The organism is Adlercreutzia shanghongiae, from assembly GCF_035830635.1.
In the GTDB taxonomy this organism is placed as follows: Bacteria; Actinomycetota; Coriobacteriia; order Coriobacteriales; family Eggerthellaceae; genus Adlercreutzia; species Adlercreutzia shanghongiae.
On record NZ_JAYMFI010000022.1, the window covers coordinates 1 to 14011 of the forward strand.

9 protein-coding genes are annotated in these 14011 nt (G+C 66.4%); 4 read left to right on the top strand and 5 right to left on the bottom strand.

Annotated elements, in window-relative coordinates; all coding sequences use genetic code 11:
- Nucleotides 1-584 precede the first annotated feature (584 nt).
- Nucleotides 585-3302, top strand: a complete 2718-nt coding sequence (locus VJ923_RS09725; RefSeq protein WP_326440964.1) for an ATP-binding protein — start codon at nucleotides 585-587, stop codon at nucleotides 3300-3302.
- 18 nt (nucleotides 3303-3320) lie between these two features.
- Here the strand turns inward: VJ923_RS09725 and acpS are convergent, their stop codons facing one another.
- The 5 genes from acpS to VJ923_RS09750 all read right to left on the bottom strand — a co-directional run bounded on the left by acpS (nucleotide 3321) and on the right by VJ923_RS09750 (nucleotide 11389).
- Nucleotides 3321-3917: a holo-ACP synthase gene (gene acpS / locus VJ923_RS09730; RefSeq protein ID WP_326440966.1), complete on the bottom strand. Its 597-nt coding sequence runs from the start codon at nucleotides 3915-3917 to the stop codon at nucleotides 3321-3323.
- Between the two features lie 77 nt (nucleotides 3918-3994).
- Nucleotides 3995-5842, bottom strand: coding sequence for a glutamine--fructose-6-phosphate transaminase (isomerizing) (gene glmS / locus VJ923_RS09735; RefSeq protein WP_326440968.1), 1848 nt, complete (start codon nucleotides 5840-5842; stop codon nucleotides 3995-3997).
- Between the two features lie 265 nt (nucleotides 5843-6107).
- The gene (pheT, locus tag VJ923_RS09740; protein ID WP_326440970.1) at nucleotides 6108-8558 is read right to left on the bottom strand and encodes a phenylalanine--tRNA ligase subunit beta; all 2451 of its coding nucleotides are present in this window, start codon (nucleotides 8556-8558) and stop codon (nucleotides 6108-6110) included.
- 213 nt (nucleotides 8559-8771) lie between these two features.
- The gene (gene pheS, locus VJ923_RS09745; protein ID WP_326440972.1) at nucleotides 8772-9833 is read right to left on the bottom strand and encodes a phenylalanine--tRNA ligase subunit alpha; all 1062 of its coding nucleotides are present in this window, start codon (nucleotides 9831-9833) and stop codon (nucleotides 8772-8774) included.
- Nucleotides 9834-10219: 386 nt separating this feature from the next.
- On the bottom strand, nucleotides 10220-11389 hold the full coding sequence (locus tag VJ923_RS09750) for a coiled-coil domain-containing protein (protein WP_326440975.1): 1170 nt from the start codon (nucleotides 11387-11389) through the stop codon (nucleotides 10220-10222).
- Between the two features lie 255 nt (nucleotides 11390-11644).
- On the opposite strand from VJ923_RS09750, the gene VJ923_RS09755 reads away from it, so the two are divergent.
- The 3 genes from VJ923_RS09755 to VJ923_RS09765 are packed head-to-tail and all read left to right on the top strand — an operon-like array spanning nucleotide 11645 to nucleotide 14010.
- Nucleotides 11645-11950 carry a hypothetical protein gene (locus VJ923_RS09755; protein WP_326440977.1) on the top strand — a complete coding sequence of 102 codons (306 nt, stop codon included), beginning with the start codon at nucleotides 11645-11647 and terminating at the stop codon, nucleotides 11948-11950.
- Nucleotides 11938-12384, top strand: a complete 447-nt coding sequence (locus VJ923_RS09760; RefSeq protein WP_326440979.1) for a PIN domain-containing protein — start codon at nucleotides 11938-11940, stop codon at nucleotides 12382-12384. The genes VJ923_RS09755 and VJ923_RS09760 overlap by 13 nt, the downstream gene beginning before the upstream one ends.
- Nucleotides 12385-12396: 12 nt before the next feature.
- Nucleotides 12397-14010, top strand: a complete 1614-nt coding sequence (locus tag VJ923_RS09765; protein ID WP_326440981.1) for a DNA repair protein RecN — start codon at nucleotides 12397-12399, stop codon at nucleotides 14008-14010.
- Nucleotide 14011 lies beyond the last annotated feature (1 nt).

The following is a 14011-nucleotide window of genomic DNA, read 5'->3' on the forward strand; positions in this document are numbered from 1 at the left end:
GATCCAGCACTACTCGGTCCAGCACCCCCCTGATCCACCACTCCCTAGTCCAACACCACCCGGTCCAGCACCACCCGGCCCAGCGCCCCCCGGTCCAGCACCACCCGGTCCAGCGCCCCAACCCTAAGCGCCATCCCAACCCCAAGCACCGACCCCAACCCCCAGCCCCAGGCCCCAAGCCCCGAAGCATCCGCACGCACTTATCCATACTTTTGTATGGCCATCTCCCATAAAGAGCGGAGTTGAGAGCAGTTGTGCATGGATTGAAGGGAGAAGAATGCACTTTTGCATAGGTTAATGCGAGGGAGAAGCGGGAGGAGAAAATGAGCGCGGGGGAAGCGGAGGAAGCGGGAAGCGAGAGCGAGCGCGAGGGAAACGGGAAGTGAAAGCAAGTGCGGAGGAAGCGGGAGGCGAGTGCGGGGGAGGCGAAAGTGACTGTGGGGCGGCAGCGAGAAGCAATGAGAGGCGGCAAGCGGCAGTTAATGGGACAATCTCGGCGGGAAAGAGGGTTTTTGGCCTTATACTGGCACTTTACTGAATGCCGCACACGCCTGTGAGCGCGGCGACGAGCCGAAAGGGAGACCGTGCACGCCGTCAAAGTGGACAGCCGCAAGATTATGGCCATCGGGCTCGTCATTGTGGCCATCTTCGCTGCCGTCGCCATCACGACGAACCTGTTCTACCTCGGGCAAATTCAATCGCTCGTGCGCAACACCACCACGACCTCGGTCATGGAGCTTTCCACGGCCCGCGCGCGCTACCTGGACGAATGCCTCACCGCCGACCAGAACGCCGTGCACAGCCTGGCCCACTACATCGCCCATTCGAGCTCCGCCGAGGCCCGCGATCAGGTGCGCGACTTCATCTCCACCCACGACGCCGCCGCAGCCTGGATTCGCGGCACCGACGGCTCGGTGTGGTGCTCCTCGGACAGCACCGACTTGTATGACCCGGCCTTGGAAGACGAGCTGTTCGGTCCGGCGCTTGCCGGCGAGACCGGCTCCACCCAGATGTATCTGGGCCACAACGGCGAGCGCCGCATCATGTTCTACGCTCCCATCGTGGAAGAGCCCGTGCTCACCAATGCCGGCGACCACGCGCCCGCCGTCGACGCGAGCCAGGTGCTCGGCGCCGTCTACGTCTCCTACCCCACCGACGAGCTGCAGAACTCCTACGGCACCACCTACACCGACGCCGGCGCCACCTTCGTGGTGAACGCCGCGGGCACCATCGTGCTGGACGCCAACCGCGGAACGAGCGAGGCCGTCCAGGGCAGCTTGGAATCACTGCTTTCGGGCGAAGCGGCGGGCGCAGACGGAAAAGGCATCGCAGGCGAAAGCGGCGCCGGCGCCTCTCAAAGCACCGGCGACGACACGACCGACGGCGGCGCGACAGCCAGCGCCGGCGCCCCCACCGCCGCAGACAACAAGGCCGCCGAGCTGCTCGCGGGCATCGCCTCCAACGAGTCGGGCAGCCTCGTCATGAACCTGGACGGCGCCGACCAGTTCGTCTTCTACACCCCCATCGAGGCCAAAAGCGGCTGGTCGCTCGTGACCATGCTGCCCCTCTCGGTGGTGGAATCCGACGGCGCGCAGATCGTGGGCATCACCAACCAGATGGTGGCCGTGCTCGCCGTGGCCGTAGCGCTGGCCGCGGCGGCCATGGTGGCGCTCATGGTGTACCGCCGCCGGCGCGAGCACCGCTACGAGCAGTACATCCAAAGCGTGTACTCGGCCATCGGCGCCAACATCGACACCGCCATCTTCATCGTCGACCGCAAGGAGCGCCTCGTGGAGGCGGTCTTCGAAAACACCCAGGACATCTTGGGCATTCCCGCCCGCGCGTTCTTCGTGCACGACGAGCTGTCCCCCAACGAGGCCTACGCCAAAGTGGCGGCCATCGTGCACTCGGGAGATGCCGACGAGCAGCTCTGCTGGGAATTCGAAGCGGACAACCCGGCCCTCGGCCGCCCCCAGTGGCTGCGCATGACGGCCCGGCCCGTGATGCTCGCCGAGCGCGAGAAGACCATCTTCTCGCTCACCGACGCCACCGCCGACCACGAGACCCGCGCCCGCCTCGAGCGCGCCGCCGTGGCCGCCGAGGACGCCAACCGCGCCAAGAGCCAGTTCCTCTCGTCCATGAGCCACGACATCCGCACGCCCATGAACGCCATCCTGGGCTTTTCCACCCTCATCGAGCGCGAGGCCGACAACCCCGAGCTCGTCCGCGACTACAACCGCAAGATCGCCACTTCCGGCCAGCATCTGCTCGGGCTTATCAACGACGTGCTGGACATGTCGAAAATCGAGTCGGGCAAGACGACCCTGGCCACCGAGCCCTTCGCGCTGTCGAGCACCGTGGAGGCCGTCGAGGCCATGATGCGACAGCAGACCGACGCCAAAGAGCAGGAATTCACCGTGGAGATGGAGGGCATCGACCACGATCGCCTCATCGGCGACGAGGGGCGCCTGCGCCAGATTCTCATGAACCTGCTCTCCAACGCCATGAAGTACACGCCCGAGCGCGGCAGCATCTTGCTGCGCGTGGACGGCTCGGCCAAGCACCGCGGCAAGCTGCAGCACCTGCGCATCATCGTGCGCGACAACGGCATCGGCATGTCGGCGGACTACCTGGCCACCATCTTCGACTCGTTCACCCGCGAGGAATCGAGCCTCACGAACAAGATCCAGGGCACGGGACTGGGCATGGCCATCACGAAGAACCTCATCGACCTTATGGGCGGCACCATTTCAGTGGAAAGCGAGCTGGGCCAGGGAAGCACCTTCATCGTGGACCTGGACTTCCCGCCGGCATCGGGGGCCGAAAGCGCGAAGAGCACGGACGCGGCGAAGGGCGGCGCCCCGAGCGCCGAGACAGCCGGGGCCGAAGGCGGCGCGGCTGAGGTAGACCCCGAGGCGCTGGCCGGCAAGCACTTCCTCGTGGCCGAGGACAACGACCTGAACGCCGAGATCATCGGCGCTATTCTGAACATCCACAACGCCACCTGCGAGGTGGCCGCCAACGGCGAGCAGGCCGTGGCGAAGTTCGCGGAAAGCGCGCCAGGCACCTTCGACATGATTTTCATGGACGTGCAGATGCCCGTGATGAACGGCCACGACGCGGCGCGGGCCATCCGCGCGCTTGACCGCGACGACGCGCGCAGCATCCCCATCATCGCCATGACCGCCAACGCCTTCGCCGAAGACGAGCGCCAGGCCCTAGAGGCCGGCATGAACGCCCATGTGGCCAAGCCCATCGACATCCACGTCCTCGAGCGCGTCGTCGCCGAACTCTCTCAATAGCGTATCGCGCTTCGCGCTCTAAGCAGTTACGTCGTCAATCTTCAATTGCTGGGGTTCTGGGTCCGCGCCGGCTGACTGTGCGCTCGGCAGATCGTCGAGCATGGCGCGGGCTTCCTTGAACTGACGGGTGAGCTCTTCTGTGGGGTCGCGGCGGCGCTCAGTGGCGGCCACGGACTCGTCGGTAATGGCCATGGCGCAGGCCACGGCATCGGTGTGCGTGTAGGAAAGCGAGATGGGAATCTCGCGCACGCCCTGCTCGCGGGCCACCTCGCGGGCGCGTCCGGTGAGCACCGCATAGGGGCGGCCCTTGCTCGTGCGTCGCACTTCCACATCAAGCCAGCCAATGCCCTCGGAAAAGCCGGTGCCCAGGGCCTTCAGCACCGCCTCCTTGGCGGCGAAGCGCGTGGCGTAGTGCACCTCGGGATGGGCATGGTCGTCGCAGTAGGCGCGCTCGGCGGCAGAGTACACCTTCTCCACGAAGGCCGGCGAGCGCTTGATGATCTTGGCCATCCGCACGATTTCCACGATGTCCACGCCCAGCCCGACGGTCTCCTCGGGCACGGCCATGGACAAAGCGCCATCCACGATGGCCTGGGATTTCTTGGAACGGGCCACAGGCGCGCCTTTCCTTTCAGTGAGCGAACAAGCAAAGGCGCCGCATCGGATGCGATGACGGCGCCGGGGTTTCGGGGTTACTCGACGGTGACCGATTTCGCCAGGTTGCGAGGCTGATCCACATCGCAGCCGCGCTTGACGGCCACGGCGCGGGAGAGCAGCTGCAGCGGCACGCTGGCCGTGATGGGCGAGAACGCATCGCGCACCTTCGGCACATAGATGACATGGTCGGCGTGCTTCTTTATATCCTCGTCGCCCTCGGTGGCCACGGCGATGATGCAGGCGCCGCGGGCGCGGGACTCCTGCAAATTCGACACCACCTTGTCGTACACCGCGCTGTTGGTGGCGATGGCCACCACGGGGAAGCCCTCGTCGATGAGCGCGATGGGACCGTGCTTCATCTCGCCGGCGGCATAGGCCTCGGCGTGCAAGTAGCTGATCTCCTTCATCTTCAGCGCGCCCTCGTAGCTGGTGGCAGCGCCCATGCCGCGCCCGATGAACAGCGCAGAGGCGGCGTCCACCATGGCACAGGCGGCCTCGTCTACCGCATCGTCGCACTCGGCGAGGATGCGCTCCACCTGCTCGGCGGTATCGGCCAGCTCGCTGAACAGAAGCTTGATCTGGCCGCCGGTGAGCTCGCCTTGGGACTGGCCGAGCAGCATGGCCAAAAGCGTGAGGGACACCACCTGGCCGAGGAAGCTCTTCGTGGAGGCCACGGCGATTTCCTTGTTGGCCTTGGTGTAGATGACACCATCGGACTCGCGGGCCACGGGGCTTCCCACCACGTTCGTGATGCCGAACACCTTCGCGCCCTTCACACGGGCATCGCGAATGGCCGCGAGCGTGTCGGCGGTCTCGCCGGACTGGGAGACGGCCACCACGAGCGTGGTCGGCGTGATGATGGGATTGCGGTAGCGGAACTCGCTGGCCACTTCCACCTCGCAGGGAATACGCGCCCAGCTCTCGATGAGGTTCTTGGCGATAAGTCCCGCATGGTAGGAGGTGCCGCATGCAATGATGTAGACGCGGTCGACGAGGTTGAGTTCCTCGGCGGACATGTCCAGCTCATCGATGACGAGCGAGCCGCCGGACAGGCGCCCGGCCAGGGTGTCGCGGATGACGCGGGGCTGCTCGTGGATCTCCTTCAGCATGAAATCGGGGTAGCCGCCCTTCTCCGCCACGTCGATGTCCCAATCCACATGGGTGATCTCGGGATCGATGGGGTTGCCGGACGTATCGAAGTACTCGATGGCGTCGGGTCGCAGGCGGGCCATCTGGCCATCGGCGAGCACCACCACATCGCGGGTGGCGTCAATCATGGCGATGATGTCGGAGGCCACGTAGCTGCCGCCGATGCCGCGGCCCACCACGATGGGCGAGTCCTTGCGGCAGGCGATGATGGTGCCCGGCTCCTGCTCGGCCATGACCGCCAGGCCGTAGGCGCCCACGAGCTGACTTGCGGCCTCGGCCACAGCGGCGCGCAAATCGCCCGAGCCGTCGGCGAGCATGCGGTGGAAGATCTCCTCCACCAGATGGGCCACGACCTCAGTGTCGGTCTCGCTCTTGAACGCATGGCCGCGGGCGATGAGCTCCTCGCGCAGCTCGGCGAAGTTCTCGATGATGCCGTTGTGCACCACGGCGATGTCGCCGGCGCAGGAGGTATGCGGATGGGCGTTGGCCTCGCTCGGCTTGCCGTGGGTGGCCCAGCGGGTATGGCCGATGCCGCAGGTGCCGGTCATTTCGAAGTGGCCCAGGGTGTGGGCCAGCTCGGCCACCTTGCCCTTGCGCGTGACCACCTGAATGCCGCCGTCCTGCTCCACCGCCACGCCGGCCGAGTCGTAGCCGCGGTACTCCATGCGCGTGAGCCCCTCTACGAGAATGGGGGTAGCGCTCGCCTCACCGGTGTAGCCAACGATTCCGCACATATCGTTTCTCCTTGATTGAGACGGGCGGCACGCACGCCGCCCGATGTCAGGTCATTAGCGAGTTATTGTACCGAAGGCACCCGTGCCCCCTCAACGCCTTCCACGAAAAGCCCGTCTCAAGCACGCCTAGGCCAAGCGGGGCCGCGGGGCGTTCTGACCAAGCGAGTTCCTTAAGCGACCAGAACATGACTAAATGTCCTGTTCTGCAGAGCGAGGACTGTCTGAGCGAATCAGAGCGCCCCGCGGTTCCGCCCCGGAAGACTCACTACCCGCGAACTTCAGCGCCCGTCGCCTTTTCCACCTTGGCAACGAGCTTGGCGTGGGCCTTCTCCACTTCCTCGCTCGTGAGCGTGCGGTCGGGGGCGCGCCAGATGAGGCTGTAGGCCATGGACTTCTTGCCCGCGCCCACGCGCTCCGCGTCGCGGTACACGTCGAACAGCGCCACGGATTCCAGAAGCTTGCCGCCGGCCGAGGTCATCACCTGCACCATCTTCTCGTGGGTCACATCCTCGCCCACCACAAAGGCCTGGTCCATGGTCACGGCCGGGAAGGTGGGCACGTCCACGTAGGGGCGCGCCGGCTGTGCATGCTTCACGAGCGCGCTCACATCAAGCTCGAAGGCCACCACGGGCGGCTCGGCGCCGAAGGCGTCGGCTACAAGCGGGTGAATCTCCCCTACCCAGCCGATGACGGCGCCGTTGGCCATCATCTCGGCAGCGCGGCCCGGCTGCAGATGCGGGGCCTCCTCGGCCGAAAGCGCCCGGAAGCGCACCTTGGGCAGCGCCAGCTCGCGGGCCAAGTTCTCCAGCACGCCCTTGGCGTCGAAGAAGTCGAAGGGCACCGCCGGCGCGTTCCACGCCGCCTCGCGCAGAGCGCCGGCCATCACAGCGGCGAGCTTCTTGCGCTCCTTGGCCTTCTTGCGCCCCTCGGCCGCGAAGAACACCGTGCCGATCTCGTAGAGCTGGATGTTCTTCACGCCGCGGCTCTGATTGTAGGCCACCGAGCGCAGAAGGCCCGGCACGATGGACTGGCGCATGACCGACTGCTCGGCATTCAACGGGTTCAGCAGCTCCACGGCCACGCCCAGCCCCTCGGCAGGCAGGCGCAGACGCTCGATGTCGCCCGGCTCGGCGAATGAGTAGGTCATCGTCTCGTTCAAGCCCGAAGCGCGCAGGGCGTCGTTCACAAGGCGCACGGTGAGCTGCTCGGGCGTGCGGGAACCCACGCGCTCGCGGCCGCCGGGCAGCGTGGAGGGAATGCGGTCCATGCCCCACAGGCGCAGCACTTCCTCGTACAGGTCGATCTCGCGCTCCAGGTCGGGACGGAAGGTGGGCGGCAGCACCCGCAGCACGGCCGGGTCGTCGGTGGTCTCCACAGCGCAGCCGAGACGCACGAGGATGTCGCGGATGAAATCGTCGGGAATCTCAGCGCCCATCATGCCCACAAAGCGCGGGATGCGGAAGAAGAGCTCGATCTGCTCGGTGGGCTGGCCGTACACATCCACCACGCCCGGGCGCACGGTGCCGCCGGACACCTCGGCCAGAAGCGCCGCGGCGGCCTGCGACACCACTTCGCACAGATTGTCGTCCACGCCGCGCTCATAGCGCATAGAGGACTCGGAGATGAGCCCCAAGTTGCGGCTCGTGCGGGAGGTGCGGCCGCGCTCGAAGGCGGCCGACTCCAAAAGCACGCAGGTGGTTTCTTCGGTAACCTCGCTGTTCTCGCCGCCCATGACGCCGGCAAGGGCCACCGCGCGCTTTGGCGTGGCGATGACGGTCATGTCCTCGGTCAGCTCGCGATCCTCGCCATCCAGCGTCATCAGGTGCTCGCCTGCGGCGGCGGCGCGCACGATGATGTGGGCGCGCCCGTCATCGGCGGCCACCTTGGCGAAGTCGAAGGCGTGCAGCGGCTGGCCATAGAGGTACAGAATGTAGTTGGTCACGTCCACCACGTTGTTGATGGGACGCCCGCCCGCCGCCGTCACGCGCTCGGCGAGCCACTCGGGGCTCGGGCCCACCTTCACGTTGTCGATGACGCGGGCGGTATAGCGCGGGCAGCGCGCGGCATCGGGCACTTCCACGGTCACCGCGTCGGCCACGTCCTCGCCCGCGGTCGCTCCGGCAAGCTTCTCCACATCGGCGGCCAGCGGATAGGCGACGGGTTGCTGGTACATGGCGCCCACTTCGCGGGCCATGCCCACCATGGACAGGCAGTCGGGACGATTCGGGGTGATCTCCAAATCGAGCACCGTATCACCCGCGCCCAGGTAATCGGCCATGGACTGACCCACCGGCGCGTCATCGGGCAGCACCCAGATGCCGGAATGGTCCTGGCCAAGACCCAGCTCGCGCTTCGAGCAGCACATGCCGCAGCTGGCCACCCCGCGCAGCTTCGACTTCTTGATCTTGAAATCGCCGGGCAGCTCGGCGCCCACCAGCGCCACGGGCACCTTGATGTCGGCGGCGATGTTCGGCGCCCCGCAGACGATCTGCACCGGATCGGCCTCGCCCGCATCCACCGTCACCACGTGCATATGGTCGGAATCGGGATGCGGCTCGCAGGTAAGCACGTGCCCCACGACGATGCGGTCGAAATGATCGCCCGTCTTCTCCACGCCTTCCACGCCCGTGCCCGTCAAGTCAAGCCGATCGCAGAACGCCTTCAAATCGGAGGGAACCTCCGTATAGGCCGAAAGCCACTTCAATGATACTTTCATCTGTCCTATCTTTCTCTAAAGCGCTTCCCGTCATGTTTTCGCGGGAAGTCGATGAGCCACTAGAGCGACGGGGTGCAGAGAGGCGCAGGGTGGTGCTCACCAAGCGAGTTCCGCAGCGAACGAAAATGTCCAGTGGACATTTTCGCCGAGCGAGGACTGTCTGAGCGACTGAGCGCTACCCTGCGACTCGACCCCGAAGAGCCACAACCAGACTTAAAACTGCCTCAGGAAGCGCATGTCGCCTTCCAGCAGCATGCGCAAATCAGGCACGTCGTACTTCAGGCAGGCGATGCGCTCCACCCCCATGCCGAAGGCGAAGCCCGAGTACTCCTCCGGGTCGATGCCGCTCATGGAGAGCACGTTGGGATCCACCATGCCGCAGCCCAAAACCTCGATCCAGCCGGTGCCCTTGCACATGCGGCAGCCCTCGCCGTGGCAGATGCCGCAGCTCACATCGGCCTCAGCCGAAGGCTCGGTGAACGGGAAGTAGTGGGCGCGGAAGCGCGTCTTGCGCTCCGGGCCGAAAATCTGCTTGCACATGTAATCCAGCGTGCCCTTCAGGTCGCCGAAGGTGATGCCGCGGTCGATGACGAGGCCCTCGATCTGATGGAACTGGGGCAGATGCGACGGGTCGGCCACATCGCGGCGGTACACCTTGCCCGGCGCGATCATGTAGATGGGCAGATCCCAGTCCTCCATGACATGCACCTGCACGCCGGAGGTCTGGGTGCGCAGAAGCACGTCGGACTCGCCGCGCACCCGGGAGGTGTCGCCGGACAGGTCGCGCACGTAGAAGGTGTCCTGCATAGAGCGGCTCGGGTGGTCGGCCGGCGCGTTTAAGGCCGTGAAGTTGTAGTAGTCGGTCTCGATCTCGGAGCCTTCCACCACCTTGTAGCCGAGCCCCATAAAGATGTCGGACACCTCGTCGATAATGCCGTTGATGAGGTGGCGCGTGCCCATCTGCTGGGCGCGGCCGGGCAGCGTCACGTCCACCGCCGCCGCGTCGATGGCCGCCTCGAGCTCGGCGGCATCGAGGGCCGCCTTGCGGGCCGCCAGGGCCTCTTCCACCTCCACGCGGGCAGCGTTCACCGTCTTGCCCACGGTCGCGCGCTCCTCGGGAGGCACCGAGCCCATCGACCTCAGGTAGCCGGTCAGCGTGCCGGACTTGCCGAGCACGGCCACGCGCACAGCCTCAAGGGCCGCCGACGTATCGGCCGCGGCGATCTCGGCCAAGGTGCGCTCGCGCAGCGCCGCGAGCTCCTCTGCGATTGCCATAGGTTTCGCCTTTCTTCTCAGTGCAAACAAAAAGAGCCTTCTTCCGTCCTGCCTGTCGGCCCGAAGGCGTTCAGGAATCCAAGGACGGGAGAAGACTCTCGCGGTACCACCTCGGTTGGCGATGGCCGGCGCGGCGCGTTGAACCGCGGCGGACATGCCCGCTCGTTGCGCTCTGTGACGGGAGCACCCGGCATTCCCTACTGGACGCCTCGCGTGCGCGTTCGCGTTCAGGAATGCTGCTCGGAAGGGAATAGGGCTCGCTCAGAGGGCCGGGCTCTTTCAGCCGGTGAAGCCGTTCTCTGGTGACCGTGACGCGCGCCTGCTGTCTTCGTCATCGCATGTAACGCAGAAGTATAGCGCAAATTCGAAAGCGCGGCCGGAGAAAACTACAGGAAGCGGTACTTTACCGTGCGCAGGCCCCAATCGCGGCAACTGGAGAACCCGAAGGCCTTCCAGACGCCGGGCTGCAAATCGAGCACTCGGGAGCCGCCGCCCATGGAGCCGCAGTCGTTCACCGTGGCGTACACCGTCTGACCGCCGTAGACGATCTCGACGGTGCGACCGAAGTAGCTGCGGTAGTTGGGAAGGGACTTCGGCACGGCCACGCCCATGGAGTTGTCGTCGCAGACCGCACCGGTGGATGTCGTGCCCGGATTCGGCGTGCTCGGGTCGGTGCTGCCGCCGTAGGCCGAAGCCACGCCGCTCAGCCACCCTTCGGACGAAGAGCTGCTCGAGTCGGAGCTGTCGGAACCTGATCCGCCCGAACTGCCCGAATCGCCCGATGACCCGCCATCGGAGACGGGCTCGTCGTCGGAGACCACCGGATCGCGATCGGTCGTGTTCGCATCGGGACTCTCCTGGACCGCCTCGGCAGCGGCGGCGGCCTCCTCTTCCTTCTGCTTGCGCAAGGCCTCGGCCTGGGCGGCCAGCTCGGCCAAGCGCGCGGCCTGCTCCTCCTTGGCGCCCTGAAGCTGCTCGGTGGCCTGGGCCACGACCGCCTCGGCCTCGGCGCGCTTTTCCTCTTGGGCGGAAAGCGCCTGCTCCTGTTGGTTTTTCTGGGCATTCAACTCGGCGGACACCTCATCGAAGGCGCGCTTGCGCTCCTTCTGCTCGGCCACCTCGTCGGCCTGGTAGGACATGATTTGAGTGACGTACTCCATATTGCGCAGCAGATCGTCGAAGCTTTTGGAGTCGAGAATGAGCCCGAGCAGGCTCATGGAACTGCCGTCTCGGTACTCGCCCACGGCCACCTGGCCCAGGGCCTCGCGGCCCTCGAGCACCGCCTGCTGGGCCTCCATGGCCGAAGCGGCCGTCTCGTCTATTTTCGCCTGGAGCTCGGTTACCTGAGCCGAAAGCTCTTCGTACTCGCTGTTGATCTGGCTCATGCGGGATTCGGCCTCGTTCAACGTGGCCTGGGCGGCATCCACGGCCGCCTGGGCATCGTCGGCCGGATCGGCCAAGGCCGCCGAGGGCGTGAAGCCCACAAGGGACAACGTGAGCAGCAGCGCCAGCGCGGCAGCCGCCACCTTCCTTCCCTCAAGCGCTAGATATGCCAAGGCTTCCCTTCCGTTTGCCCAATACGCCGCAGCGCGCCTCCCGGGGCGCGAAGGCGCCGCAGGCAGGCTGCACCGACCTATCTTCCCTAAACCAACCAGACGAGGCAAGCATCTTGCCGAAAAAGACACGAGCCCGATGCTCTCCTGCGTTGAAAGCAGAGCACGATTTCGTCATATTGCAAATATTTGTTCGTATTATTCTTGCAACTCCTCAGGATTGACGCTATACTGCGGAAAACGAGGAAAGGAGCAGCGATGCATGCCATGGTTACGGCCCGAGTCCCTCTGGAGATACGAGATCAAGTGAACGCGAAGCTGCGCTCCATCGGCTCATCGCCCACCGAGCTGGTGAACGCCGCCTACGATTACGTGCTCGCCACCGGCGAGCTTCCCGATGCCCAGCGCGGCGATACGCCTTTGCACATCACGCTGACCGATGCCCAGGCCAACGAGCTGCGCTTCCGCTTGCGTCACGCCACGCGCCCGGTGCCCGCCTCCTTCTGGGAGGCCCAGAATGCGCGCCAGGTGCTGAAGGAAGGAGAAGAGCCATGCGGCTTTTAATCGATAGCGACATCCTGCTCGACTTCATCGGCGAGCGCGAGAGCACCGCCGCGGCCTGGGTCAAGCTCAACGCCATGGAACTGGCCGGCGCCGCAGAGCTCTGGGTCACCGCCGACGCCTTCGCCGATGTGCGCTCGCGCCTCGAGGGAGTGCTTTCCGACCACGATGCCCGCTCGGCGCTGCGCTCGGCCATGGCCTTCCTGTCGGTGTGCTCGGTCGACGGCCCCGATGTGCGCTTCGCCTTGGAACATGAGGCCCTCCCCTACGACGCCGCCATCACCGAGGCCTGCGCCCGCAAGCTGCAGGCCGACTTCATCGTCACCAGCGGCGGAGAGATCGCCGTGTCCCGAGCCGTGCGCCGCGTGACGCCCGATGCGCTGTTCTCCGCGCTCGAGACCGAGCAGGGCGTCGTGTTCGACGTCATCGAGTTCTAGCGAGGTCGCCTTATGATCGACGAAATACAAGTGAGGGACGTGGCCCTCATCCGCGAGGCGTCCCTGGCGCCCTCGCGCGGTCTTACCGTGCTCACCGGCGAGACCGGCGCCGGCAAGACGGCTCTCGTGAGCGCCGTGAAGCTGCTCATCGGCGAGCGCGCCGACAGCTCCACGGTGCGCGAGGGGGCCAAGGGTGCCGAGGTTCGGGGCCGCCTGTTCCCTGCCGACCCTGAAGCCGACGAGCTCGTCGTCGTGCGCAAGGTGAGCGCCGACGGACGCAGCCGGGCCACCATCAACGGGGCCATGGCCAGCGTGTCCGAGCTTGCGCGCGCGGTCGGGCCGCTGGTGGAGCTCTGCGGCCAGCACGAGTACCAGGCCCTGCTCAAGCCGGCCGAGCACGGTCGCATCCTTGACGCGTGGGCCGACCTTGACGCGGGCGTCGCCTCCGAGTACCGCCGGGCGCTTGAGGAGGCCCGCACGGCGGGCGAGGCGTTGGAAGCGCTGCGCGCCCAAGCGAGCGCCTCCAACGTGCAGCTGGAAGAAGCTCGTTTCATCCTGCAGCAAATCGAGGCCGTAAACCCCCAGGGCGGAGAGTACGAGGAGCTGCACGACTGGCTGGCCCGAGCCGAGCACGCCGAGGTGCTCGCCCGCAACTCCCACGGAGCCGCAGACGCGCTCTCGGGAGACGGAGGGGCGCTCGACGCCCTGAATGCCGCCATCTCGCTCATCGACGAGGCGGCCCGGGCCGACGAGGGCCTGGCCCCCTTTGCCACCTCGCTCAGGGAAACCTGCTTTGTGGTGGAAGATGTCGCCCGCGACATGGCAGGCTACTGCGACTCCATCGATTTCGACGGCGAATCACTGGCCGCCGCGCAAGAGCGCATGGGAGCGCTCACGGGCCTCATGCGCAGCTTCGGCCCCACCATGGAGGCCGTCTTCGAGCGCTGGGACGAGGCGGCGGCGCTGGTCGGGCTGGTAAATGACGCCGACGACCGCATCGCCCGAGCCGAGGCGGCGCTGGCCCAGGCCGAAGAGGCCCTGGGCAGCGCGGCCCGCGCCTACAACGAGGCTCGAGAGGAGGCGTCGCCGCGCCTCGCCGCCGCCGTGAACGAGGTGCTTGGCCGCCTGGAGATGGGAACCGCCTCGGTGGTGTGCACCGTAAGCCCCCTACCCCGCGCATCCTGGAGCGCCCAGGGCAGCGCATCGGTAGCCTTCGCATTCAAGCCCGGCGCCTCCATGCAGCCCCGCCCGCTCGCCCGCATCGCCTCGGGCGGCGAGATCAGCCGCGTCATGCTGGCCGTGAAGGTGGCCTTGGGGGCCAAGGACGGCACCGAGACGCTCATCTTCGACGAAGTGGATGCCGGCGTGGGCGGAAGCACCGCCAACGCCCTGGCCGCCGTGCTCGCCGAGCTGGCGGAAAGCCACCAGGTCATCACCATCACGCACCTTGCCCAGGTGGCCGTGCTCGCCGATGCCCACTACGCCGTCACGAAAACGGGCGACGACGCGCCGGAAACGCTACTTTCTCCCCTCGAGGGCGAGGCGCGCGTGGCCGAGGTGGCCCGCCTGCTCTCCGGCACCACCACCGAGACCTCCCTCGCCCACGCCCGCGAGCTTTTGGGCTAGA